This is a genomic window from Pseudomonas sp. B7 (assembly GCF_016735645.1).
In the GTDB taxonomy this organism is placed as follows: Bacteria; Pseudomonadota; Gammaproteobacteria; order Pseudomonadales; family Pseudomonadaceae; genus Aquipseudomonas; species Aquipseudomonas glycinae.
This window is the reverse complement of the sequence record NZ_JAERRE010000003.1, coordinates 160,802-184,008: the sequence shown is the minus strand read 5'-3', so window position 1 is coordinate 184,008 and position 23,207 is coordinate 160,802. Positions and strand designations below refer to the sequence as shown.

23 protein-coding genes are annotated in these 23,207 nt (G+C 61.0%); 9 read left to right on the top strand and 14 right to left on the bottom strand.

Annotated elements, in window-relative coordinates; all coding sequences use genetic code 11:
* Window positions 1-143: 143 nt before the first annotated feature.
* The 3 genes from hglS to JKA62_RS09480 form a co-directional block, all read right to left on the bottom strand.
* Entirely contained in the window at window positions 144-1,529 is a 1,386-nt protein-coding gene (hglS, locus tag JKA62_RS09490) for a 2-oxoadipate dioxygenase/decarboxylase HglS (RefSeq protein ID WP_201817568.1), read from the bottom strand.
* A 111-nt stretch (window positions 1,530-1,640) separates the two neighbouring features.
* Complete coding sequence (locus JKA62_RS09485) at window positions 1,641-2,579, bottom strand: alpha/beta fold hydrolase (protein WP_011333489.1); 939 nt, start codon at window positions 2,577-2,579, stop codon at window positions 1,641-1,643.
* A 16-nt stretch (window positions 2,580-2,595) separates the two neighbouring features.
* Window positions 2,596-4,050, bottom strand: coding sequence for a flavin-containing monooxygenase (locus JKA62_RS09480; protein ID WP_011333490.1), 1,455 nt, complete (start codon window positions 4,048-4,050; stop codon window positions 2,596-2,598).
* Between the two features lie 190 nt (window positions 4,051-4,240).
* Here JKA62_RS09480 and JKA62_RS09475 point away from each other — a divergent pair, with 190 nt between their 5' ends.
* Complete coding sequence (locus tag JKA62_RS09475) at window positions 4,241-5,314, top strand: diguanylate cyclase (protein WP_201817566.1); 1,074 nt, start codon at window positions 4,241-4,243, stop codon at window positions 5,312-5,314.
* Window positions 5,315-5,398: 84 nt separating this feature from the next.
* Window positions 5,399-6,625 (top strand): M20/M25/M40 family metallo-hydrolase, encoded by a 1,227-nt coding sequence (locus tag JKA62_RS09470; RefSeq protein ID WP_201817553.1) that lies wholly within the window; start codon window positions 5,399-5,401, stop codon window positions 6,623-6,625.
* Window positions 6,626-6,713: 88 nt separating this feature from the next.
* Here the strand turns inward: JKA62_RS09470 and JKA62_RS09465 are convergent, their stop codons facing one another.
* From JKA62_RS09465 to JKA62_RS09430, 8 genes are all read right to left on the bottom strand, one after another.
* Window positions 6,714-7,583 carry an isocitrate lyase/PEP mutase family protein gene (locus JKA62_RS09465; protein ID WP_007956238.1) on the bottom strand — a complete coding sequence of 290 codons (870 nt, stop codon included), beginning with the start codon at window positions 7,581-7,583 and terminating at the stop codon, window positions 6,714-6,716.
* A gap of 160 nt (window positions 7,584-7,743) precedes the next feature.
* Complete coding sequence (gene astA, locus JKA62_RS09460) at window positions 7,744-8,778, bottom strand: arginine N-succinyltransferase (RefSeq protein WP_201817551.1); 1,035 nt, start codon at window positions 8,776-8,778, stop codon at window positions 7,744-7,746.
* Window positions 8,779-8,833: 55 nt separating this feature from the next.
* Window positions 8,834-9,850, bottom strand: coding sequence for an arginine N-succinyltransferase (locus JKA62_RS09455; protein ID WP_201817549.1), 1,017 nt, complete (start codon window positions 9,848-9,850; stop codon window positions 8,834-8,836).
* 118 nt (window positions 9,851-9,968) lie between these two features.
* Complete coding sequence (locus JKA62_RS09450; protein ID WP_011333496.1) at window positions 9,969-11,318, bottom strand: APC family permease; 1,350 nt, start codon at window positions 11,316-11,318, stop codon at window positions 9,969-9,971.
* An 87-nt stretch (window positions 11,319-11,405) separates the two neighbouring features.
* The gene (locus tag JKA62_RS09445) at window positions 11,406-12,158 is read right to left on the bottom strand and encodes an N-formylglutamate amidohydrolase (protein WP_041475206.1); all 753 of its coding nucleotides are present in this window, start codon (window positions 12,156-12,158) and stop codon (window positions 11,406-11,408) included.
* Window positions 12,142-13,473: a glutamine synthetase gene (locus tag JKA62_RS09440; protein ID WP_201817546.1), complete on the bottom strand. Its 1,332-nt coding sequence runs from the start codon at window positions 13,471-13,473 to the stop codon at window positions 12,142-12,144. The genes JKA62_RS09445 and JKA62_RS09440 overlap by 17 nt, the downstream gene beginning before the upstream one ends.
* Entirely contained in the window at window positions 13,470-14,114 is a 645-nt protein-coding gene (locus JKA62_RS09435) for an isochorismatase family cysteine hydrolase (RefSeq protein ID WP_201817545.1), read from the bottom strand. Before JKA62_RS09435 ends, JKA62_RS09440 begins: the two co-directional genes overlap by 4 nt.
* Before the next feature lie 2 nt (window positions 14,115-14,116).
* Window positions 14,117-14,971 (bottom strand): MurR/RpiR family transcriptional regulator, encoded by an 855-nt coding sequence (locus JKA62_RS09430; RefSeq protein WP_011333500.1) that lies wholly within the window; start codon window positions 14,969-14,971, stop codon window positions 14,117-14,119.
* 320 nt (window positions 14,972-15,291) lie between these two features.
* On the opposite strand from JKA62_RS09430, the gene JKA62_RS09425 reads away from it, so the two are divergent.
* Window positions 15,292-15,861, top strand: a complete 570-nt coding sequence (locus tag JKA62_RS09425) for a histidine phosphatase family protein (RefSeq protein WP_201817544.1) — start codon at window positions 15,292-15,294, stop codon at window positions 15,859-15,861.
* Complete coding sequence (gene cobF / locus JKA62_RS09420) at window positions 15,858-16,613, top strand: precorrin-6A synthase (deacetylating) (RefSeq protein WP_201817543.1); 756 nt, start codon at window positions 15,858-15,860, stop codon at window positions 16,611-16,613. The genes JKA62_RS09425 and cobF overlap by 4 nt, the downstream gene beginning before the upstream one ends.
* Here the strand turns inward: cobF and ftrA are convergent.
* The gene (gene ftrA / locus JKA62_RS09415; protein ID WP_201817541.1) at window positions 16,582-17,571 is read right to left on the bottom strand and encodes a transcriptional regulator FtrA; all 990 of its coding nucleotides are present in this window, start codon (window positions 17,569-17,571) and stop codon (window positions 16,582-16,584) included. The genes cobF and ftrA overlap by 32 nt on opposite strands.
* A 100-nt stretch (window positions 17,572-17,671) precedes the next feature.
* Between ftrA and JKA62_RS09410 the strand changes: the two genes are divergently transcribed.
* The 4 genes from JKA62_RS09410 (at window position 17,672) to JKA62_RS09395 (ending at window position 21,161) form a co-directional block, all read left to right on the top strand.
* Window positions 17,672-18,106 (top strand): rhodanese-like domain-containing protein, encoded by a 435-nt coding sequence (locus JKA62_RS09410; protein ID WP_011333504.1) that lies wholly within the window; start codon window positions 17,672-17,674, stop codon window positions 18,104-18,106.
* A gap of 253 nt (window positions 18,107-18,359) precedes the next feature.
* Window positions 18,360-19,139 carry an ABC transporter substrate-binding protein gene (locus JKA62_RS09405; RefSeq protein ID WP_011333505.1) on the top strand — a complete coding sequence of 260 codons (780 nt, stop codon included), beginning with the start codon at window positions 18,360-18,362 and terminating at the stop codon, window positions 19,137-19,139.
* Window positions 19,140-19,265: 126 nt separating this feature from the next.
* The gene (locus tag JKA62_RS09400; RefSeq protein ID WP_011333506.1) at window positions 19,266-20,378 is read left to right on the top strand and encodes a succinylglutamate desuccinylase/aspartoacylase family protein; all 1,113 of its coding nucleotides are present in this window, start codon (window positions 19,266-19,268) and stop codon (window positions 20,376-20,378) included.
* A gap of 66 nt (window positions 20,379-20,444) precedes the next feature.
* A complete protein-coding gene (locus JKA62_RS09395) occupies window positions 20,445-21,161 on the top strand; it encodes an alpha/beta hydrolase (RefSeq protein WP_201817539.1) in 717 nt (238 codons plus the stop codon).
* A gap of 3 nt (window positions 21,162-21,164) precedes the next feature.
* On the opposite strand, the gene JKA62_RS09390 is transcribed toward JKA62_RS09395, so the two are convergent.
* The gene (locus JKA62_RS09390) at window positions 21,165-21,731 is read right to left on the bottom strand and encodes a hypothetical protein (RefSeq protein ID WP_201817538.1); all 567 of its coding nucleotides are present in this window, start codon (window positions 21,729-21,731) and stop codon (window positions 21,165-21,167) included.
* Window positions 21,732-21,927: 196 nt separating this feature from the next.
* Between JKA62_RS09390 and JKA62_RS09385 the strand changes: the two genes are divergently transcribed.
* The gene (locus JKA62_RS09385; RefSeq protein ID WP_201817537.1) at window positions 21,928-22,239 is read left to right on the top strand and encodes a hypothetical protein; all 312 of its coding nucleotides are present in this window, start codon (window positions 21,928-21,930) and stop codon (window positions 22,237-22,239) included.
* A gap of 55 nt (window positions 22,240-22,294) precedes the next feature.
* Here the strand turns inward: JKA62_RS09385 and JKA62_RS09380 are convergent, their stop codons facing one another.
* The gene (locus tag JKA62_RS09380; protein WP_041475207.1) at window positions 22,295-23,083 is read right to left on the bottom strand and encodes a hypothetical protein; all 789 of its coding nucleotides are present in this window, start codon (window positions 23,081-23,083) and stop codon (window positions 22,295-22,297) included.
* Window positions 23,084-23,207: the final 124 nt, after the last annotated feature.

The window sequence follows — 23,207 nt, the reverse complement described above, 5'->3', positions numbered from 1 at the left end:
TGGGACCTGATGGCCCCTCGTCGGGCGCACTCCGGCCCCCACTTGGCTGGAGGCCTTGAAACACATGGCCTCCAGCGGAATTGGTGAGCATTTTTACGAAACAAGTGCGCAACTTCTTGCGCAGTATGGCCAATCGCCGCTTTTCACGCGGAGCGGGCAATTGCAGTGAGGCATTCCTCAATCGAACGTTGCTGGGTTTTGGCATACAGGCCCAATTCATCAATGGTCGAACGCCCCAGGGCCAACTCGAACGCCTGTCGATTGGAATGCTCGCCATAGTGCGCCTGCGCCGCGTCTCCCAGGTTCGACTGAAAAATCCCTGCCGCACTCACAGGCAGGAAATCTTCGTACACCAGCGGTTCGGCTTTCACATAGCCGTCGCGCAACAATGCTTGCAGCGAGGCATCAGCGGGACGACCCGCCGCCAGCCCTTTGTCTGTCAGGAAATAACGGAAGTACGCCAGTTCCTGCTCGCGCATGCCCTCGAGGCTGTCAGGGAATTCGCTGAAATGCTGGGTCATCAGCGCGTTGTAACGTGAGGCGTTGGCTTCGTTGGGGAAGTCGCCGAGTTCATCGCGCGCCGCGTTCAGCAGGCGGTCGTACAACGCACGGCCCTTGGGGGTCAGCGCTGCGCCACGTTGTTCGATTTCGCCGAAGCGGGCGCTGTGGCTGCCGCGGGTTTGTGTCTGGTCGGTGAAGGCGATCGGCTCGTCCAGCGCCTTGAAACTGGTCTGACGCAACAGGATCGGATGCTGCCGGCGCGGCGGGCCTTCGATCACCGCTTTGGGCGTGATGCCGTGCAGCGGCATCTGTGCCTGGACGATGTCGATGTCCAGCGTGCGCGGGGTCAAGTGGTTGATGTGCGGGCCCTTGAAGGCCACGACATCGGCGATCAAGCGATGCTGGGCGCTGAGCGTCTGGTATTGCGCGGCAGTGACGGTGGCGCTGTGGTGCCAGCGAAAAGTCTCCAGCGCTTGCAGGACAAATTCCCCGGCCTCGGATTCATTCAGACCGCCAGCCGATTCGGCCTGTTCGATCAACCTTAGCGCCGATGGCGTAAAGATCGAACGCTTATCCAGCACCGATTGCGCGAAGGCCCGCAGCTCGGGGTCTTCAATCAATTCCAGTCGCAGCAACGAAGTGAACACCCGGAACGGGCTGACCTGCAGCGCATCTTCATGCACCGCCCGGAACGCCGTGGAATGCACCGGTACCCCGGCGGGGGTCAGGTCGTAATAGCCCACCGGTTGCATGCCCATCACCGCAAACAGGCGGGAGAGGGTGGCGAGCTCGGCGGCGGTGCCGACGCGGATGGCACCGTGGCGCTCCATGTCCAGCCGTTCGATTTCGCCAGTGCTGTGCAGTTGGCTGGCGATCTGCGGTTCGCGTGCCAGCACGTCGCGGTTGGTCTGTTCCACCAATTCCATCAACGCGCCGTACAGCGGCACTTCTTCGCGGTACATGTCGGACATCGCTTTGGAGAAGCGTTGGCGGATCAGGTCGGGGCTGACGAAAGGCTGCACGGTCATGAAAAAAATTCCTGGCACGGTCACGTAAAAGGTGTTGGAAAAGATCGCAGCCTTCGCCGACGCGGGCAAACGAAGAATCCTACGGACTTCATTCTGCCAACGACTGACCGTTTACCTGTCCTGACGCGAATGCTCCCCCAGAAACTCCCGATACAGACGTGCCGTGTTCGACGGTTGCTCGACCATCGGCATATGGCCGACGCCATCCCAGACATCGACCCGCAAATTGCTGATGCCTTTGCTCCACACCGGCACGCTGCTGACGTCGATCAACCGGTCCTTGCGGCCCCAGAGCAACAGCGCCGGGCATTTGATGTCCGGCAGTTTCGGCTCCATCGGCGGGCTGGCGCGAAAATCGCGGAAGATCTCTTCCAGTTCGTCGCGGCATTGTTCGTAGCGCTGGGCGATCGCGTCGAGCACCAGGCCGGGCACCCACGGTGGCGAGGCCATGGTCATGGCATAAAAGCGTCGGAATTCTTCCCGGGAATTGATCAGAAACGGATTGTGCCCACGGGCCAGGTGGCGCTCCATGTCGCTGGGCTCGGGCGCAGTGACGCCCGCCGGGTCGATCAGCGCTACCGAAGCGATGCGATCCGGGTAGGTCGCCGCCAGCCACGCGGCGATGTAGCCGCCCATGGAATTGCCGATCACGTGGACTTTCTCGACGCCGCAGACGTCGAGCAACTGGATCATGCGCTTGGCCTGCACCGGAATATCGTAGCCACCGCCGGCCTTGAAGCCGGTTTCACCGTGGCCGGCCAGGTCCGGGATGATCACCCGATACTGCCCGACAAAATGCCGGGCAAAGCGCAGCCACAGGTTCTTTTCGGCGCTGTAGCCGTGCAGCATCAAGATGCTGCTCGACGCTTCATAAGGCCCGCCTTGCCAGGTCGACACGGTCATTTCGGCAATCGGCACTTCGATCTTGTGTAACCGGTACAGCCTGGCCTCCAGGGCCGCGCTCAGATCGTAGAGCCAGTGGCCGACCGCCGGGTAACTCAACCAGCTCCAGGCCACGAAAACCGCGAGGGCGACAAACAACAAAAGCATCGTGGGTCTTCCTTGTTCAAGACAGAATGTGGTCGGCCGGTTTCAGCGCCCGGGTCAACCGGTGATAGCTGAAACTGAAGCCGGGAAACATCGCGATCACATGACCGCTCCTGCTTTGATACCAACTGTGGCAGCCGCCGGTTTTCCAGACCGTGCGTTCCATTTCCCGGTGAATCATCTGAGTGTAGGTACGTTCTGCTTCGGGGCGAACTTCGATGCTGCGCAGACCTTTGGCCTGCACGGTGCGGATGCAGTCGAGGATGTAGTTCATCTGCGATTCGATGATGAACAGCGCCGACGTATGCCCGATGCCGGTGTTCGGCCCGGTGACGATAAACAGGTTGGGAAAGTCCGGCAGGCTGGTGCCGAGGTAGGCGCGCGGGTATTGCGCCCACACGTCGCGCAGTTGCACGGCGTTTTTTCCGCTGACCGGGTAGGAAATCACGCCGTCGGTGGCGTCGTAACCGGTCGACCAGACGATCAGATCGACGTCGATGTGCTGGCCGTCCGTGGTGATGATGCCGGTTTCGTCGAGGCTGGCGATGCCCTGTTCGCGGCTGTGCAGCGTGACGTTGGGCCGGGTCAGCGCCGGATAGTAGGTACTGGAGACCAATACCCGTTTGCAGCCGATGGTGAAGTCCGGTGTGAGTTTTTTCCGCAGTTCGGGGTCAGTTACCTGGCGCTTGAGAAACTTCAGGGCGTGTCGCTGCACCATGTGAATCGCCGGTTTCGAGTATTTGAAGGCGATGACCCGGGTTTCGAATTGCCAGTAGATCATCCAGCGCAGCAGTTTGTAGGCCGGTTTCAGACCCAGCAACCAGCGCTGGAACCGCCCGAATGTACGGTCGGCCCGGGGCAGCACCCAATGCGCGGTGCGCTGAAACACATGCAAATGGGCGACCTTCGGTGCAATCGCCGGAATCACCTGAGCCGCACTGGCACCGCTGCCGACAATCGCTACCCGTTTACCGTGATAGTCGTAGCTGTGATCCCAATTGTTTGTATGAAAGGTCTTGCCCTGAAAGCGATCCTGACCGGGGAAGTGTGGGATAACCGGTTGGCTCAACGGCCCGGTGGCATTGATCAGGAACTGCGCATAAAAAATGCCTTTGGTGCCAGTGTGTACGGCCCAGCGTTTTTCGGTGTCGTCCCATTCGACGCGTTCGACGTTGGCCTCCAGTTCCACCCGATCGCGCAGGCCGAAGCGTTCGATTACATGGTCGGTGTAGCGGTGCAGTTCGGCCTGTTCGGCGAACATCTGCGTCCAGCGATAAGGCGCAAATGACAAGGAATACAGCGGCGACGGCACATCCACCGCTGCGCCGGGGTAGGTGTTCTGGCACCAGGTGCCGCCGAAAAAGTCCCGGCGTTCCAGTAAGCGAAAGTCGTCGATACCGGCCTTGAGCAGATTGACCGCCGCACATTGGCCGCCAAAACCGCTGCCGATGATCAACACTTGGTAGGTCTGCATGGGCCTCCTTCTTAGAGTCTTTTTTCCATTTTCATCCTTTCATGTATAGCCAATCATTTGCCTGCCGTGTGGTGCTGATGACGGGGTATTCGGCCCGCTGGCCGGTGATGGCTATTTAACGTTGCCCTGATAGACTCCCAGCACATCCGGTCTGCGGTCTGCGCAGTACCGTCGAGTGGTCGAGGCCCTTATGGGAAGAACGGGAGGAAAGGGACTTTCACTGGCCAGGAGGCTCTATGCATCGCGAATCCTCGGGCTGGTCCTGGGGCTTTTGTGCGTGAGCGTCGCGATGTACCCGCTCGATCCCCCCGCCTGGGTCTGGGCGCTGATGCTGTTCAACGGCCTGGTCTGGCCACACCTTGCTTATCAATGGGCCCGCCGGGCGAAGGTTCCTTACCACGCCGAACACCGCAATCTGTTGATCGATGCTTTTCTCGGTGGCTTCTGGGTGGCGGCCATGCACTTCAATCCCTTGCCCAGTGCCACGACCATTTCGATGATGGCGATGAACAACGTTGCCATCGGCGGCTTGCGTTTTCTGCTGGCCGGGACGGCGGCGCAGTTGCTTGGTGTCGGTGTCGGGCTGGTGGTATTTGCCCCGGCGTTCGTCCCGATGACCACACCGGCACAGCTTTATGCCTGTCTGCCGTTGTTGACGCTGTATCCGCTGGCGCTGGGCTGGATCTGCTTTCGCCAGGCCTATACCCTCGGCTTGCATAAACGTGAACTTCTGGCCCTGAGCCGCACCGACAGCCTCACCGGTCTGCTCAATCACGGCGCCTGGAAGGATCAACTGGAAATCGAATTCGAACGCTGCAAACGTCAGCAGACCGGTGCCGCGATTGCGCTGATCGACATCGACCACTTCAAGGCGATCAACGACACCTACGGCCACGTGGCCGGCGATATCGTTCTGCGTCAACTGAGCAAGATGCTCAAGCAGAACCTGCGCATGGCCGATGTGGCGGGGCGCTACGGCGGTGACGAGTTCTGCGTGATCCTGCCGGACTTGCCGCTGTTCAATGCGGCGCAGGCGATGGAAGCGTTGCGTGAGCGTTTTTCCTTTCTGGTGTACGAACAGAACCCGGCGCTGAAAGTCAGCCTGAGCATCGGTCTGGCGGCGCTCGATCCGGCACACGGCGACGCGACGCGCTGGCTCGATGACGCCGATCAGGCACTGTATGAAGCCAAGGCCGGCGGACGTAACCGGGTGATTTGCTGCAGCGATAACAACCCGCGCCGCGAGGTATTCGATTCGGTTTGAACAGATCGGGTGTCGCATCGGGGATAGAGCCTTGGGCGGATGTCAGGTACGGTTCAGTACCCGACACGAAACAAGGATTGATTCATGACATTCAAATTCCGTGGTTCTCTGCTGGCCGGCCTGTCCCTCACTTTTGCAGCCTCCGGTGTCTTTGCCGAACCGCACAAACAGGTGCTGGCCGACGCCGAGCAATACCAACCCGAAGCCCTGAAACTGCTCGAGCGCCTGGTCAATATCGACTCCGGTTCCGGCTATGAACCGGGGCTCAAGCAAGTCAGCGACATCGCCATCGATGAGCTGAAAAAGCTCGGCGCCACCATCGAACTGGTGCCCAACACCCCGGAAAAAACCAACCATGTACTCGCCACGCTCAAAGGCACCGGCAAGGCGAAAATCCTGCTGATGGCGCACATGGACACGGTGTTCAAGGAAGGCTCAGCCGCCGAGCGACCGTTCCACATCAAGGACGGTCGCGCCTACGGGCCGGGCGTGATGGACGACAAGGGCGGGATCGTCGCCGGCATCTATGCGCTGAAAATCCTGAAGAACCTCGACTTCAAGGACTTCGCGCAAATCACTTTCCTGCTCGATGCCAGCGAAGAAACCGGCTCGGACGTCGCCACCGATCTGATCAAGAAAACCGCCAAACTCCACGACGTCACCCTGAACCTCGAACCGGGTCGTCCGGCCGATGGTCTGGTGGTGTGGCGCAAGGGCAGCGCCACTGCGCTGGTGGAGGTCAAGGGCAAAGCTGCTCACGCCGGCGTCGCACCGGAACTGGGGCGCAACGCGGCGATGGAAGCGGCGCATCAGATCCTGCAACTGGGCAAGCTCGGCGACGAAGCCAAGAAAACCACCATCAACTTCACCGTGCTCAAGGCGGGCGACCGCACCAACGTGATCCCGGATCAGGCCACGGCCAGGGCTGACGTGCGGGCGGCGGTGCCGGAAGAATTCGACCGGATCGAGAAGGATCTGGCGCGGGTGTCCCAGGACAAGCTGATCCCTGAGACCGAAGTGAAGACTTCATTGCAACGCGGCTTACCGCCGATGCCGCAGACGGCGGAGTCGGATCGATTGATGGCGATGGCCCAGGGGATTTACGGTGAGATTGGCCGCAAGTTGACCGAAGAAGGTAGCGGCGGGGCAGCGGACGCCAGTTTGTCGGCCGGGGTTGGGACGCCGACGCTGGACGGGTTCGGGATTGTCGGCGGCAACATTCATACGCCGGAGGAATACGCGGAGGTGGAGAGCGTGGCGCCGCGGATTTATCTGTTGTCGCGGATGATCATGGAGTTGGCGAAACGGTAACGGCAGGCAGCGGTTTCGCGGCGGGCGCCATGCGAGTGGACTCGTAATGGCGTCGGGCCGCTCTGCCTCTTTGTAGCGTGGTGCGAGGTTACTCTTTGACGCTCATGTATTCCTTGGCCCAGAGGATGTATTCCTCAGGCTGGGTGTAGGTGTGGGTCAGTTCGGTGGCGCTCAGATCCGAGGCCTGGGTGAAGATCTGGCGTTGTTCGCGCAGGCTGTCGTAGGTCGCCTTGATCGCCGCGAAGTAAGCACCGTGGCCGTCGATGGTCACGCGCACACCCAGTTCGGCCAGGCGTTTGTCGTCGCGCAGCGCCGGGTTGCCGTAGGTCACCAGCATCAGCGGGACGGTCAGGTGCTCGGCGATCTGTTCGAGCTGGTCGAAGTCCTGAATACCGACCATGCAGATACCGTCGGCGCCTGCGGCCTGGTATTGCTTGGTGCGGCTGATGATTTCCTGGTTCGGCAGGATACCGGCGTTGGTCCGGGCGATGATCGCCATTTCCGAATCGACTCGGGCTTCCAGTGCCGCGCGGATCTTGCCCACGCCTTCGGCGACGGTGATCAGGTCGGTGGATTTGCGGCCGAACTGGGCGGGCAGCAGGGTGTCTTCGATGGTCAGCGCGGCGACGCCGGCGCGTTCCAGCTCGACGATGGTGCGCATTACGTTGAGCGCGTTGCCGTAGCCGTGGTCGGCGTCGGCGATCACCGGCAATTGGGCGACGCGGCCGATGCGGGTGGCCTGTTCAGCGAATTCGCTGAGGGTGATCAGGGCAAAGTCCGGAGCGCCCAGCACCTGCAATGAGGCGACCGAGCCGCCGAGAATCCCTACTTCAAAACCCAGGTCAGCGGCGATGCGGGCGGACATCGGATCGAACACCGAGGCGGTGTGATAGCAGGTGTCGGAAGCCAGCAGCTGACGGAAGTTACGGCGCAAATCTTGATGAGAAAGCCTGGTCATACGAGTTCCACCAATACAAAGGAATGGAAAGGCTTGAGCAAAGGTGTCAACGCCGAAGGTGAAAAGGCTATCACGCCAATGGGTCAAGGATCATGACGAATTAACGAGGAAGTTAACCAGGAAAATCCTGTTCAGGCTTTCTTGCAGCAGGCAGAGGCGCTCAGGCCGCCACTGCCTGCTGCTGTTGATTGGGCAGCGGCACCGCCCGCACCGAGTTGCCCGGCTGCAATTGCAGACGTTTGGCGGTGAGGCGGTCGATCACCAGACTGCTGCCGACCCGGCGGCCCGGCGCGACGGTGATGCGGCAGTTTTCCAGGCGGCGGTTGTGGATCAGCCAGAGCGGCGCCTGATCGTCCGGCGTGCCGATACTCAGGGTCAGCTCCAGGCTGTCGCGCACCGTGCGGATGCTGCGAATCGACGCCTCGATCACCGGGCCGCCGTCGAAGATGTCGATATAGCCCTTGTGAGCGAAACCCTCGGACTGGAGGATTTTCAGTGCCGGCTCGGTGTTCGGGTGGGCCTGACCGATCACGGCCTGGGCCTGTTCGGTGAGCAGGCAGGTGTACAGCGGCTGGCGCGGCATCAGTTCGGCAATGAAGGCCTTGTTGCCCAGCCCGGACAGGTGGTCGGCGTGGCTGAAGTCCATCTGGAAGAAGTGCCGGCCGAGACTGTCCCAGAACGGCGAACAGCCTTGTTCGTCGGCACTGCCGCGCAGTTCGGCGATCATTTTCTCGCCGAACAGGTGCGGAAACTCGGCGACAAACAGCAAACGTCCCAGCGACAGCAGACGCCCATTGCTGCCGTGGCGCTGATCGTGGCGCAGGAACAGCGAGCACAGTTCCGATTGTCCGGTCAGTTCGTTGTTGAGGAACAGGGTCGGGATCTGCCGCTGAATACCCAGGTCCGGCGCCGAGCTGACGGTCAGCCCGACCCGGTAGTTGTACCAGGGCTCACGCAGGCCGACGGCCCCGGCCAGGGCGCTGACCCCGATCACGCGCTGCTCGTCGTCCTCAAGCACAAACAGGTAATCGGCATCGGCCCGTTCGACCTGTTCGGCGAACGCCCGTTGCGCCCAGCGTACCCGGTGGGCCAGGCGATCTTCATTGGCGGGCAGGGTGGTGAACCCCGGCCCGGCCTGTTGCACCAGCGTCATCAACGCTGGCAGGTCGCTGACTTGGACCGGACGGACAATCATGCTGCAACTCCTTTTGCGCGCCAGTTCGGGCACTGTCGTTGGGTAGGGGCGCGGTTCACAGGGCGATTACCCGGATCGTGCCGCCAGCGCGGACGTTGAGCGCCGCGCACAGGGCCGGATCGAGCGCCAGGGGCTGACCGGGCTGGAAATCCAGCTCGGCGACCACCGCCCGAAAACCATGCAGAGCATCGTTGCTCACCAGATAGCGACCGCGAGCGTCGATCAGGGGTTCCTCCTGAACCTTGGCTGTCTGGCTAAGGGCGATGGAACGGATGTTGGCGGTGCGTGCATATAAGGTCGGGCCGGCATCGAACAGATCGATGTAGCTGTTGGTTTCAAAACCCTCGCGTTCGAGGATGTCGAAGGCTTCCTGACCGTCCGGGTGGATGCGGCCGATGCAGTCCTGCGCGGCTTGCGGCAGCATCGGCACGTAGATCGGGTATTGCGGCATCAGTTCGGCGAGAAACGTTCGGCTCTGCAAGCCGCACAGGCGTTCGGCCTCGACGTAGGGCAGGTCGAAGAAGTGCTTGCCCAGCGCATCCCAGAACGGTGAATGGCCTTGAGCGTCGCTGTAGCCGACGATTTCGGTGATCACCGCTTCGGCAAATCGTGGCGCGTGGGCGGCGATGAACAGCAGCCGTGCCCGCGACAACAATTCGGAAAACGGTGTGCGCACCAGCGCCTCATCGATGTGAAATCCGCGCAACAGCGTATGCCCGCTGAGGTCGTGACACAGCGACAGCGCCGGCACGCCGTGCTCGATGTTCAGCTCCCGCGAGGCACTGGTGAAGTGGCGGTTGCGCAGGCTGTAGAACGGCTCGTTGAAACCTGCGGTGGCGAGGATCTCCGAGCAGCCGACCAGTCGGCGGGTGTCCAGGTCTTCGAGCACGAAGAAGTAATTCTCCGGGCCCTGAGCCGCGACATCACTGTCGAACGAAGCACAGGACGCGGCGATTTTTTCGCTCAGGCGTTCGCTGTCGTCCGGCAGGGACGTGACGCCCACCAGGCTGTCGCGCGCCAATTGTTGCAATTGAGGCAGGTCGTTTGGCTCGACTGGACGTAAGACCAGCATGGATGCACTCCTGTATCAAAAGGTTCGGCCCATTCGCCGAACCTGACTATCACTGTCGGTTTCCACGCGTTAAAGCGGCGGTCGCCTGATTTGTTGTCAGACGCCGCTCTTTTTCTTGTCAGCCGTTGCTCGGGTCAGGCAGCGCGGTACTGGCGCCGAGCTTGTTCAGGAAGAACAGGTACACCAGACCCAGTGCGATCCAGATCAGGCCGAGTTTCTGTGCATCGACGCCCATGTTGTACATGATGGCCGCGACGATGATGAAGCCGATCACCGGGCAGATCAGGTGACGGATCACCTGTCCGGATTTCTGCCGGCGCCAGTAGTAATTGATCACGGTCAGGTGCAGCAGCATGAAGCCGCTCAGGGCGCCGAAGTTGACCAGCGAGGTCAGGGTGTCCACCGAATTGATGAACAGGTAGCAGATCACCAGCGACAGCACGGCCACCAGATAAATGCTCAGGTACGGCGTGTTGTGTTTCGGGTGCACCTTGGCCAGCACTTTCGGCAGCTTGCCGTCGCGGGCCATGCCGAACAGCAGGCGCGAGACCGCCGCTTGCGAGGTGATCGCTACCGCCACGCCCCAGGCCAAAGCGGTAGCGACACCGGTCAGGGTCGCCAGCCAGCTGCCGGCAGCGATTTCGGCGATTTCATAGAATGCGGTATCGGCGGACTTGAAGCCCATGCCGGCTGCCAGATCGGTAGCGATCCAGGTTTGCGCGACGAAAATCACCCCCATCACCACCAGGGTGATCAGCGCCGCTTTGCCGACGCTGCGGCCCGGGTCGCCCTTGATCTCTTCGGCGAGGGTCGAGATCGCATCGAAGCCGAGGAACGACAGCACCGCAATCGACACCGCTTGCATCAGCAGGGCGAAGTTGAAGGTTTCCGGGTGATACAGCGGCGCGAGGGTCAACTGGCCGTTACCGCCACCGTTGTGCAGAGCGTTCCAGGCGTAGAACAGGAAAATCCCCAGCACCACGAGTTGCGCCAGCAGGAACACAATGTTCATGCGAGCGGTAAAGGTGATGCCGCGCAGGTTGACGAAGGTCGCGCTGACCAGAAACGCCAGAATGAACCCGACCTTCGGGATGTCCGGGTACAAGTGGTTGAGCGCCATCGCCGCGTAGACGTAAAGCAGCGGCGGAATCAGCAGATAGTCGAGCAGCATCAGCCAGCCGGCGATGAAACCGACATGTTGATTCAAGCCCCGTTGCGCGTAGGAATACACCGATCCGGCAATCGGAAAGGCCCGGGCCATGCTGCCGTAACTCAGCGCGGTGAAAACCATCGCCACCATGCCGATGATGTACGCCAGAGGCACCATCCCCGGTGCCTCGGCGTTGACGTAGCCATACACGCCGAACGGGGCGATGGGGATCATGAAGATCATCCCGTACACCACCAGATCGGTCAGTGTCAGGCTACGTTTCAACTCCTGTTTGTAGCCGAACTCTTCTATTTCCATGAAGCGCAACTCCTTGTCAGCCAATCGGTCGTTTTAGTTGTTATATCGGTCCGTCGTTTACAGCGTCAGCAGTGGTTACAACAATCCTTACAGCAATGGAGCCAGATAATCCGCCCAGCGAGTCACCGCTTCCGGGCTGCGCAGCAGGTCGTTGCGCACTTCGATCAGCACCGACTCCAGGCCCCGGGCATCGCCGTGAACCGGCACGGTCATGTCGCCCAGCGGGTCTATCTTGTATGGTTGGTTGCCGGCGACTTTCAGCGGATGTCGTTCCAGCCCTTCAAGCATCCGCTGGGCATAGGCCCTGGCCTGACCGAACAGCACGCCCACTTCCAGTTCGCGCGGCTGGCCGTAGTACACCGGGGTGAAACTGTGAATTCCTACCACCCGCACCGGCCGACCTTCGGCCAGACGTGCATCGATCAATTGCTGCAGCCGCGTATGAAACGGCTTGAACAGGCTCTGGCGCCGGTATTCGCGGGTGGCCTCGTCAAGCTCACGGTTGCCCGGCACCTGATAGATCTCGCTCTGCGCCGGAATGCTGTCGAGCGCATGTCTAGGGCGGTTGAGGTCGATCAGCAGGCGGGAATAGTTGGCGCTCAACAGCGTGGCGCCCAGTTGCTCCGACAGTTGCTCGGCCAGCGCCAGGGCGCCGATGTCCCAGGCTATGTGTTCGCGCGCCGCCGTGTCATCCAGGCCCAGATTGTTCAGGGCCTCGGGGATGTAGCGGCTGGCGTGTTCGCACACCAGAATCAGCGGGTGCGTCGAATCTTCACGGCTCAGGTTGTAGACCGGTCGGGTGTACAACCCAAGCTCAACGGATTCAGTACAGGCGTGCATAGTGCTCACAAAGGTCAGCGGGCGAGAGCTGTTCCGTCAGCGCCAGTTCCTCGGTTTTAAGGGCGAAAAAAGTCTCGAGCAACGCGCTTGGCAGCGCTTCGACCAGCGCTTCACTGCGACGCAGGCAATCCAGTGCCTGGTCCAGAGAGGCGGGCAGGGCAACGATGCCCCGAGCCTTGCGTTGTTCGTCGTTGAGTGAATCGGGGATTTCATCGGTGATCGCGTTCAGCGCCAGACGTTGCTCGATGCCCAGGCGTCCGGCGATCAGCAGCGCGGCCATTGCCAGATGCGGCGAGGCAGTGGCGTCCATGGCGCGGAATTCCAGGTTGTATTGCTTCGCCACGGGTTTGTTGCCCAGGCTCACGGTCGGGCAGATACGCAGCGCGGCTTCGCGATTCTGTTGTCCGAGGCACGCGTAGGACGCGCTCCAGTGGTGCGGTTGCAAGCGTTCATACGACACCGGCGTCGGTGCAGTGAACGCGCACAGCGCCGGCAAGTAATGCAGCACGCCCGCCGCCCAGTGCTGACCCAGGGTCGACAGACCATTGCTGGTGCCGGCGTCGTAAAGCATCGGCTGACCGGCCAGGTCCAGCAGGCTGACGTGCAAGTGCACGCCGTTGCACACCGCGTCGGCGGCGGTCTTCGGTGCGAAGCTCAAGTCCAGGCCCATCTGCCGGGCGATCTCGCGGGTAATCTCGCGCAAGTTGACCGCGCGATCCGCCGCCGCCACGCCAAGGGCCGGACGGCAGGTGATTTCGTATTGATGCTTGCCGTATTCGGGCAGGAACATTTCCGGCTCGACCCCACCGGCGCGCAGCGCACTGAGCAACCAGCCACCGAATTCCGCACCTTGGCGCTGGGCTTCGAGCGAGAAGGCCAGATGTTCGGCAAACCCGGCGTGCAGGTTGAATTCGTGTTCGAACGCGGCGTTGATCTGCAGGCCAAGCTCATCGCGATAGCGCTCGACCTCATTGCGCAGCAGGGTGCGCGGGCAGGCCGCCCATGGTCGGCCATCGGTCTCGCGGATGTCGCCGTGGATGAAATCCAGCGCCGGAGCTGCGGCGTCCGGGCCGTTGCCGACGGTGACGCGGCTGGTCAGATCGGGAATCAGGCGCAGATCGCCATAAGCGCCCCACGGACTGGTCGAAGCGATAATGTCCTGCGGCGTCAGCGCGCTGTTGGCGGGCACCCAGCCGCAACCGGCGGCTTGATAGTGTTCCAGCTCATCGGTGGGAAACGAACGGCCACGGGTAACGCCGATCAGGTCGGTGGTGACGATGGTGGTCATCGGCAACGGTGACAGGCGTTCGCTCATGGCTGCATCTCCTGCAACCGGCCGAGCACGGTGTCGGTGTCAGTGATCCAGCAGTAGCCCTTGATCGCATTCAGACAGGCGTCGTGGCGTGCTTCGGTGTACGTCGCGCAGGCGTCCGCCACCAGGGTGACGAGGTAGCCACGGTCGGCGGCGTCACGCACGGCCATGTCCACGCACTGGTCGGTGACGATTCCGGCGATGATCAGGTGGCGGGTTTGCAGATTGCGCAGCACGTAGTCGATGTTGGTCGAGTTGAAGACCCCGGACGAGGTCTTGGGCAGCACGATTTCGTTTTCCGCCGGCGTCAGCTCGGCAATGACCTGTGCCTGCGGGCTGCCCTTGGGCAGGTGCATGTCCGACAGTTTGTGATCCAGCGAGCGATCGCGGCCGTCGGCGGTCAGGCTTTCGATCAGGGTGTGCAGCACGTTCTGCCGTGCGTCGCGGAAGGCATTGAGCAGGCGAACCTGATTGGGCACCACTTGCGAGCGCGTGCGGTTGAGGAAGTACGCGGCGTCCGGGCCTTCGAGGTGCGGGTCGAACTGTGGCTCGAGCCAGGCGCGCTGCATGTCCACCAGCAACAGGGCGGTGTGGTCGGTGGCAAACGGCAGGTCCCGTGGCGAACGATGGGGAAGGCTGAACATCCTTATTTATCCTCCAGCAAATGGGTGTCGAAGTCGTTGCGCAGGGCATCGATGCCTTCCAGGCGATCGGCCAGGTCCGGGCTGCGCAGGGTCAGGCAGGCAATCAGCGCTTCAACCTGAGCCAGCGCCGGGACCATGGTGTCGAACGGCGAAGCCGACTCCACCGGTGCGCTGATGATCATGTCGGCCAGTTCGCGCAGCGGCGAGGCGTAGATGTCGGTGAACAGCACGACGCGAGCATTGCTGTTCTTCGCCGCGCTCGCCACGCGCAGGGCCTGGGTCTGGTAGCGGCGATAGTCGAACACCAGCACCACGTCCTGGCGTTGCAGGTCGAACAGGCGATCGGGCAGTTGCGCGTTGTCTTCCAGCGCAAAGCAGCCGGGGCGCAGCAGGCGCAAGTGGTTGAGCAGGTAAGTCGCCATCAGGCTGCTGAAGCGCCCGCCGAAGCAGTAGACCTGATGCCGGGTGTCGAGCAGCCAGTCGGCCAGAATTCGTACATCTTCCGGTTGGGTCAGGGCCTGGGTTTCGGCCAGCAGGTTATGGCTATGAGCCAGATAATGGCTCCAGGCATCGTCTTTGTTCTGATGCGAGCGCGGTTGCAACAGAGTGCGCGGCGAGCGCAGGCGATGGTCCATGTCGCTGAGCAGGGCGTCCTGGAATTCGGCGTAACCACCGAAGCCGAGTTTTTTCACCAGCCGCACGATGGTCGGATCGCTGACGCCGGCATGTTCGGCCAGGCGCGCCATCGGGCCAAGCCCGTTGCGTGGATACTGATCGAGCAAGGCGCGAACGACTTTGCGCTCCGACGGCGTCAGGTCAAGGCCGGGGTCGGTGATCAGGTCTCTTAAAGGGGGCATCCGGGCTCCTGCTGGATGGGGTGTTGAATTCGCTTCACAATCCGTTAAAACAGTATTTATGTAACTGACGCTACATGTCTAGCGAATTTTTCGGCGTTTAAACCAAGCCCCAAAATGGGGCGGGATGCCCGTAACGTAAGGGTTACACGGATGTCGATCAGTCTTGTAGTCCATTGCCCATAGCGGTGTCAGATATTGCCGCTTTCACACCCTCAGATCATCCAATCAACTTGCCAGAAGGCTCCCGATTTACGGCACAATTGCCGCTTAACCAGCGATTACGCCGATGACCGTCCTGTCTTCCAGCCGAGTGACTTCCCGTGCAGACCATCCGTTTGACATTGATCTGCCATGCCAGAACAGTCGCACAAAAATTGGCGTGTTTTCCTACGAACGAACCTGTTGAAGAGACGGCGCCGTCCGGCTCGCTGGCTTCGTGTTTCGACAAGACATTCCGTCTGACTTGCGGCCCGGAACTGCGCACTCGCCAGACGGCGGCGTGGTTTGGCCATGAAATACACATTGATCATGCCCTGCGTGATTGCGACTGGGGACGCTGGCAAGGTCAGTCGATCAAGGACTTGCAGCGGAACGAACCCGAGGCATTGCAAGCCTGGCTCGAAGATCCGCACGCCGCACCCCATGGAGGCGAGTCGGTGGTGCAGCTGCGTGAGCGGGCGGCGGCGTGGCTGGTTTCGCTGCAAGCCACGCCGGGGCACGTGGTGGCAGTCACCCATCCGTTCGTGATTCGCGCTGCATTGATGCAGGTTGTGCAGGGCGAGGCGTTTCACAGCCTTGATGTCGAGCCGCTGGCGGCGGTCGATCTGCGGTTTGCCGGGCGCTGGCGGCTACGCTTGTCCGGCATGAGCGTGGAAGGAGCAGAGCAATGAAGCGATTGCTGGTGATCGGCATCGGTGCCGGCAACCCGGACTACATCACGATGCAGGCGGTGAAGGCGCTGAACCAGGTAGACGTGTTTTTCCTGATGGACAAGGGCCAGAGCAAGGACAAGTTGATCGACCTGCGTCGCGAAATCTGCGAACGCTACATTACTGATCGTACCTACCGTTTCGCCGAAGCTCACAGCCCGGAGCGCGAGCGCGGCGATGTGGACTACAGCGCCAGCGTCGATGAACTGAACCGCGCCAAGCAGCAAACCTTCGAACGCCTGATCAATGACGAATTGTCTGACGGGCAGTGCGGCGGTTTTCTGGTGTGGGGCGATCCGGCGTTGTACGACAGCACCATTCGCATCCTGCAGGCGATTCTGGCCTCGGGGCGATGTGCGTTTGAATTCGAAGTCATTCCGGGCATCACCAGCGTTCAGGCCTTGGCGGCACAGCACAAGGTGCCTTTGAACACCATCGGCCGTTCGATTGAAATCACCACCGGCCGACGCCTGACGGCGGGGCAGGTGGGTGATACGGACAGCCTGGTGGTGATGCTCGACGCCGAAGATTCCTACCATCGGGTGGCGGATCGGGAGACCGAGATTTACTGGGGCGCCTACCTCGGCACGCCGGACGAAATCCTCATCCATGGCAAGCTCGGCGACGTTGCCGATGAGATCGAGCGGGTGCGCAAGGCAGCGCGGGTCGAACATGGCTGGATCATGGACACTTATCTGTTGCGCAAGCCTTGACCTCACGACCAAAGCGCTCGCGATATACCGACGGCGGCACCCCGACCACGCTGCGAAACGCCACACGAAAGCTTTCCACCGAGCGATAGCCACAGCGCAGGGCGATCTGCTCGGTGTTCTGCGGCGTGCTTTCCAGCAATTCCCGGGCTCGGGCCAGACGCTCGTGTTGCAACCAGGCCTTGGGTGACTGGCCGCTGGCCTCGCTGAATTTGCGCAGGAAGGTGCGTTCGCTCATCGCCGCTTCGCTGGCCAGATCGCGCACTTCCAGCGGTTCGTGCAGGCGCTCGCGGGCCCACTGCATCACACGCGACAGATCGCTGCGTGGCGTCGGGCTGACCGGCGTCGGAATGAATTGCGCCTGACCGCCGGTACGCTGCGGCGACATCACCAGTCGCCGCGCCACCGAGTTGGCGATCTGGGTGCCGAAGTCCCGCGCTACCAGGTGCAGGCAGGCGTCGAGGCCGGCCGCACTGCCCGCCGAGGTAATCAACTGGCCGGAATCGACGTAAAGCACATCCGGATCGACATCAATGGCCGGGAAGCGCTCGGCCAGTTCTGTGGTGTAGCGCCAGTGGGTGGTGGCGCCGTGCCCGTCGAGCAGGCCGCTGGCGGCCAGCACAAACACGCCCGAGCAGATCGACAGCAAACGGGCGCCGCGTGAATGGGCATCACGCAATGCTTCAAGCAAGGTGTCCGGCACCGGCGCATTTCGGTCGCGCCAGCCGGGAACAATGATGGTGCGCGCCTGCGCCAACAACTCCAGCCCACCGTCGGCGAGCACCTGAATCCCGCCCATGGCGCGCATCGGGCCTTGATCGACGGCGGCGATGCAGTGCTCGTACCACGGGAAATCGAACTCCGGCCGGGCCAGGCCGAAGATCTCCACGGCGATGCCGAACTCGAAGGTGCAGAGGCCATCGTAGGCCAGAATCGCGACCAATCCAGGTGAATCAGGCATTTGGCGGAAAATTCCCGGTGAGTGTCTTGTGCGCCACTGTAGCGGCAAGCGACGGCCCGATAAAGTCTGTTCATCCCCACCGACAAAGGAGTGATTCAACATGCCCAGCCTGGTTCGCGAAATTCCTGCAGCGCCTTCGGCCATTGCCCTGATGCATTTCAGCAACCGTCTGACCTTTGAAACCGATTGTTCCGACGTCTTCAGCAGCCAGCAGGCTGGTGAGATCGATTTTGTGCTGGTCGATGTGCGCGGGCCGCTGGCCTTCGAGCGTGGTCATGTGCCGGGAGCGATCAATATTCCGGGGCGTCTGTTGACGGCAGAAGGGCTGGCGAACTACCCGAAAAACACACTGTTCGTGGTTTATTGCGCCGGTCCCCACTGCAATGGCGCCAACAAGGCCGCGGTGAAGCTGGCGGCGTTGGGTTATCCGGTCAAAGAGATGATCGGCGGGGTGACCGGTTGGCTGGATGAAGGCTTTCAGTTGAGCGTTACGGCACCGCGAGTCGCCACTGCCCCGATCGCTTGCGATTGTTGATAGCCAGAGAGTTGCCGCTTCGGCGGCACTTTTGTCGGCTTTGTCCTACAACCCGCGCACTGCTCTGACGCACACTTTTCCCAGGTGATGGCACTCGCCGATTTTCTGTAAGTATTTGTCGCTTAAAAACAATTTGCCCCGTGCGCGCCGCCATAGACTGCCGGCCACTTCGGTTTTTTTGCGCTGTACAGCCCAAGGCCGAACCTGACAATCGAAAGCTGCCAATAAAAGCCTCCGCACACGGGAGTAATAAATGAAAAAGCTGGTTATGTTCGGTGCCCTGGCACTGTCGATGTTGTCCCTGACCGCCGTGGCCGAAGACGCCAAGCCGATCCGTATCGGTATCGAAGCCGGTTACCCGCCATTCTCGATGAAAACCCCTGACGGCAAACTGGCCGGTTTCGACGTGGACATCGGCGATGCGCTGTGTGAGCAGATGAAAGTCAAATGCACCTGGGTCGAGCAGGAATTCGACGGCCTGATCCCGGCGCTGAAAGTGAAGAAGATCGACGCGATCCTGTCCTCGATGACCATCACTGACGACCGCAAGAAAAACGTCGATTTCACCATCAAGTACTACCACACCCCGGCGCGCTTCGTGATGAAGGCAGGCTCCGGCGTGAAAGACCCGCTGACCGAGCTCAAAGGCAAGAAAGTCGGCGTGCTGCGCGCCAGTACCCACGACCGCTACGCCACCGAAGTACTGGTGCCGGCCGGCATCGAGCTGGTGCGTTACGGCTCGCAGCAGGAGGCCAACCTGGACATGGTCTCCGGTCGTATCGACGCGATGCTGGCCGACTCGGTCAACCTGAGCGACGGCTTCCTGAAAACCGACGCCGGCAAAGGCTTCGAATTCGTCGGCCCGACCTACGAAGACGCCAAGTACTTCGGCGGTGGCGCCGGTATCGCCGTGCGTAAAGGCGATACCGAGCTGGCGGAAAAATTCAATACCGCCATCAACGAAATCCGCGCCAACGGCAAGTACAAGCAAGTGCAGGACAAGTACTTCGACTTTGACGTATACGGCCATTAATACGCCGTAGAAAAAAGTGGCCCCGTTGATGCGGTGGCCACTTTTTTTTCGCCCGTGATTTATCCTGTCAGCACATTTTCAATGCGGTCACTGGGTAGCAGCGACCACAGTATTTCCGGAGTTACCATGCAACGCATCGACCATCTTCTGCCCTGGAGCCATCTGGGCAGCGAACGTTCCCTGAGCGTGTTCCGTTACGGCGCCGGCCCGCGCAAGGTCTACATCCAGGCCAGCCTGCACGCCGATGAACTGCCAGGCATGCGCACCGCGTGGGAACTGAAAAAGCGCCTGGCCGAACTGGAAAGCAACGGCCAGTTGCAAGGCGTGATCGAACTGGTGCCGGTGGCCAACCCGATCGGCCTCGATCAGCATCTGCAAGGCAGCCACATGGGCCGTTTCGAACTGGGCAGCGGCAAGAACTTCAACCGCTCCTTCGTCGAACTCAGTGCGCCGGTGGCCGAGCGCATCGGGAGTCAGTTGGGCGGTGATGCCCAAGCCAACATCGCGCTGATCCGCCAGACAATGGGCCAGATACTCGACGAACTGCCGGACCCGGCCTCGCAACTGGAAGCACTGCACCGTCTGTTGCTGCGCCACGCCTGTGAGGCCGACATCACCCTCGATCTGCATTGCGACTTCGACGCCGCAATTCATATTTACGCACTGCCGCAGCACTGGCCACAGTGGCAGTCCCTCGCCGCACGCCTGAAGGCTGGCGTGGCGCTGTTGTGTGAAGACTCCGGCGGCAGTTCGTTCGATGAATCCTGCTCCTCGCCGTGGTTGCGCCTGGCCCGGGCCTTCCCGAACGCGGCGATTCCACCGGCCAACCTCGCCACCACCCTGGAGCTGGGCAGCATGGGCGACACCCGCGTCGATCAGGCTCAGGCCAACTGCGAGGCGATCCTGGGCTTTCTCGCCGAACAGGGCTTCATCAGCGGTGAATGGCCAACAGCGCCGGAAGAATGCTGCGAAGGCATGCCGTTCGAAGGCACCGAATACCTGTTCGCCCCGCATCACGGCGTGGTGAGTTTCCTGCGTGATGCCGGCGAGTGGGTCGAGCGCGGCGATGCGCTGTTCGAAGTGGTCGATCCGTTGAACGACCGCGTGACCACCGTGCGCGCGGGCACCAGCGGCGTGTTGTTCGCCATCGATCGCGGACGCTACACCCAGCCGGGCATCTGGCAGGCGAAGGTGGCGGGGCGTGAGCCGATTCGAGTCGGGAAACTGATCAACGACTGACACCCTATCCTCCGGATCACAGTGTTAGGCTCTCCCCCGAACCCTGCACTGTGTGAAGGAAGGCTTATGTTGAAGGTGTTTGCGCTATTGACGCTGCTGGCGTCCACTGCCGTTCAGGCTCAGACCTCGCTGCAAAATGATCTGCCGCTCAACTACCTGGCCCAGGTGCACCCGGACACCGAATCGCGTCCGCTGGTGATTTTCCTGCATGGCTATGGCAGCAACGAAGCAGACTTGATCGGTATGAAATTTCAGCTGCCCAAGCAGTACAACTACCTGTCGGTGCAGGCACCGATGGCATTGGGCGAAGGACGTTATCAGTGGTTTCGCAAGAAAGGTGAAGGTGCCTACAACGGCGAGACTGATGATCTGAAGGGCAGCAGCCAGAAACTGCGGGCCTTTATCGCCGCAGCGGCGCAGAAATATCACGCGCAACCGGAGAAGGTGTACCTGATCGGTTTCAGTCAGGGCGCGATGATGACTTACGAGGTCGGGTTGCGGCAGCCTGCGGCGGTGGGGGGCATTGCGGCGTTGAGCGGGCGGGTATTGCCGGTGCTCAAGAGCGAGCTGAAGTCAGAGCAACAGCATCCGCCGCTGGACATCTTCATCGGCCACGGCACGGCGGATGACCGGGTGCCTTACAGCGGTGGCACCGAAGCCGATGCGTTGTTGCAGAAGCTGTCGTACAAACCGCAATTTCATGCCTATCCCGGCGTCGGCCACAGCATCAGCACGGCCGAGCTTCGGGATTTGAACGACTGGTTGCAGCAACTCAACCCGTAAAGATCATTTTTCCTTGAGGATGGTTTTCACCAGCGCTTCGTGACCGCTCTTGTCGCTGGCCCGGGAAATCACCTGGACCAGCGCCATGCGCGTGCCGGAACCGGCCAGCAACGTGGTGTTGAGGGTCTGGCCGCCGCCCTGGGTGGCGGTGCTGTCGACCTGACGCAGACCCAGGCCATTGCCTTTGCGGGTCAGGCTCTTTTCACTGAGCTTGTTGAAGTCCGGCAGGGCCTTGCGTTGGGCGTCGATGAAATCGGAGACGGTGCCGTCCAGAAACGCACTGTCGTTGTCCTTGACGTTTTTGCCTTCGGGAATCTGGTTTTCGGCGACGATGACTACAGTCTTGGTGGCGTCGTTGCTGTACATGGTGCCCTTGGCGCCGGTCGGACCGGCCGGCAGCGGGTCGCCGACAAAGCCCTTGGGCAGGACAAAACTGAATTTGCCATCGAGCATCGAGACTTTCTCGGTGACAGCCTTCTCTTTGGCCTTGGCTGCCTGAGCATTGATGGCGCCGAAACCGGCCACCGCCGCCAACAACAGGACGACGGCTTTCTTGCTAAGCAATGACATTCGAATCTCCGAGGGATGGTCGCGCTTGGGCGGCGATCATCCCATGGTGGCGTTGGTGGACTCCAGTGCGGAATGTCAGGCCGGGCAGGAACCGCTCGTCGGAACTGTCATTTCTGTCAGGTGCCAACGCTTCCCGCGATTTTGAACAATGAATCGATGCTTATCGGTTGGCGGTAGGTACGGGGGGGGAATTGCCATGTCAGGTTCAAAATTCGTCATCAACAAAATTGAAGAAGTGGGTTATCACACCTTTATCCACGGGATTGCGCCCACCTCTGAACCTACACAAATAGAGGCGTACTACCTCAGCGGATCCGGCACATGGGAATCGCTGGGGAGCCATTTGAACTACGAAACTCAGAATTTCAATATGCAGGCCACCAATACCCCTTCAGGTGGTGGAACGTTCCCGGTGGTCGTTTGCCAGGAAAGCGACGGGCTTCCACCCAACCCATCGAGTTCTGATTATTACCTTTTTGAATTCACCGATTTTGGAAAGCGGAAATAGAGCTTCTCTCCGAATGTCGCGACCCTGAAATTACTTAAGGTGCCGTTCAGGTAAATCAGCGTGAAGTCGCTGCCGTGCGCTGCGCATTCTTCGTCGAACTCATCACCAGTCGTTTTGTAAAAATCAGCATCCCCATCGAAACCCCTACAGCCATCGCAAACCCCCACCACCCAAATCCCGGCAGCGCAATCGCCAGCACCAGACAAAACGCCGAAAACGAATACATCCCCGTCGCCGTCGCCCGCAACAACGCGGCGGTAAACGCCGGGCCACGGGTCTGTTGGGAAAACACCGCCATCACGCTGCCGAGCACCGGGAACACCGCGAGCAATCCGCTCCAGCGCTCGCCCACCGTGCTGGCCAGCATCGTCACCACCAGCGTCAACGCGGCCCCGGCGATCATCCGCCAGACCAGTTTGTCTGACTTTGGCCCCGGGCCGCTGACCAGCGGTTGCACTTTTGGAAACAGGTACGGTGCGGTAAGAAGGGCAGTTGCAGCGGCGGCAATCGAGAAGGGCAGAGAGGCTGGTATCACCGACAGAATCAGCGCCAGCACGCCCCAGACTGATAAGGAAACCAGCAACGCCAACGGCCAGTTCGCCCGCTGCGCCACCTGCGCATAAGTGATGCAAAACGCGATCATCGCAAACATGGCCGACAATGCCGCCACCGCCGATTGCGCGGCAAACGCCGGGCCCTGCTCAATGGCGAGGAAAAACAGAATCGGCCCGACCACCACCGGCAACCCCGACAGCCATCCGGCGACACTCGGGCCCCAACGCTTGCCCGCGAGGGAAATCAGCAGCAGGAAACCGGGAATCAGCAGCAGTTTAAGGATCAGCACGCAGGTGTCTCCGTCGGGGGCAGTGGGGCCACGTTAGCATTGTCATTGGCGGATTGCTGCATATGTATGCAAAACATGTATACAAAATAACAGACGTGATAGCGGACTATGCTGTGAGTGTCAG

Bases quoted from the DNA above. Each gene is read 5' to 3' on its own strand.
- hglS (WP_201817568.1), bottom strand. From the start codon at position 1,529: ATGACCGTGCAGCCTTTCGTCAGCCCCGACCTGATCCGCCAACGCTTC.
- JKA62_RS09485 (WP_011333489.1), bottom strand. From the start codon at position 2,579: ATGCTTTTGTTGTTTGTCGCCCTCGCGGTTTTCGTGGCCTGGAGCTGG.
- JKA62_RS09480 (WP_011333490.1), bottom strand. From the start codon at position 4,050: ATGCAGACCTACCAAGTGTTGATCATCGGCAGCGGTTTTGGCGGCCAA.
- JKA62_RS09475 (WP_201817566.1), top strand. From the start codon at position 4,241: ATGGGAAGAACGGGAGGAAAGGGACTTTCACTGGCCAGGAGGCTCTAT.
- JKA62_RS09470 (WP_201817553.1), top strand. From the start codon at position 5,399: ATGACATTCAAATTCCGTGGTTCTCTGCTGGCCGGCCTGTCCCTCACT.
- JKA62_RS09465 (WP_007956238.1), bottom strand. From the start codon at position 7,583: ATGACCAGGCTTTCTCATCAAGATTTGCGCCGTAACTTCCGTCAGCTG.
- astA (WP_201817551.1), bottom strand. From the start codon at position 8,778: ATGATTGTCCGTCCGGTCCAAGTCAGCGACCTGCCAGCGTTGATGACG.
- JKA62_RS09455 (WP_201817549.1), bottom strand. From the start codon at position 9,850: ATGCTGGTCTTACGTCCAGTCGAGCCAAACGACCTGCCTCAATTGCAA.
- JKA62_RS09450 (WP_011333496.1), bottom strand. From the start codon at position 11,318: ATGGAAATAGAAGAGTTCGGCTACAAACAGGAGTTGAAACGTAGCCTG.
- JKA62_RS09445 (WP_041475206.1), bottom strand. From the start codon at position 12,158: ATGCACGCCTGTACTGAATCCGTTGAGCTTGGGTTGTACACCCGACCG.
- JKA62_RS09440 (WP_201817546.1), bottom strand. From the start codon at position 13,473: ATGAGCGAACGCCTGTCACCGTTGCCGATGACCACCATCGTCACCACC.
- JKA62_RS09435 (WP_201817545.1), bottom strand. From the start codon at position 14,114: ATGTTCAGCCTTCCCCATCGTTCGCCACGGGACCTGCCGTTTGCCACC.
- JKA62_RS09430 (WP_011333500.1), bottom strand. From the start codon at position 14,971: ATGCCCCCTTTAAGAGACCTGATCACCGACCCCGGCCTTGACCTGACG.
- cobF (WP_201817543.1), top strand. From the start codon at position 15,858: ATGAAGCGATTGCTGGTGATCGGCATCGGTGCCGGCAACCCGGACTAC.
- ftrA (WP_201817541.1), bottom strand. From the start codon at position 17,571: ATGCCTGATTCACCTGGATTGGTCGCGATTCTGGCCTACGATGGCCTC.
- JKA62_RS09410 (WP_011333504.1), top strand. From the start codon at position 17,672: ATGCCCAGCCTGGTTCGCGAAATTCCTGCAGCGCCTTCGGCCATTGCC.
- JKA62_RS09405 (WP_011333505.1), top strand. From the start codon at position 18,360: ATGAAAAAGCTGGTTATGTTCGGTGCCCTGGCACTGTCGATGTTGTCC.
- JKA62_RS09400 (WP_011333506.1), top strand. From the start codon at position 19,266: ATGCAACGCATCGACCATCTTCTGCCCTGGAGCCATCTGGGCAGCGAA.
- JKA62_RS09395 (WP_201817539.1), top strand. From the start codon at position 20,445: ATGTTGAAGGTGTTTGCGCTATTGACGCTGCTGGCGTCCACTGCCGTT.
- JKA62_RS09390 (WP_201817538.1), bottom strand. From the start codon at position 21,731: ATGTCATTGCTTAGCAAGAAAGCCGTCGTCCTGTTGTTGGCGGCGGTG.
- JKA62_RS09385 (WP_201817537.1), top strand. From the start codon at position 21,928: ATGTCAGGTTCAAAATTCGTCATCAACAAAATTGAAGAAGTGGGTTAT.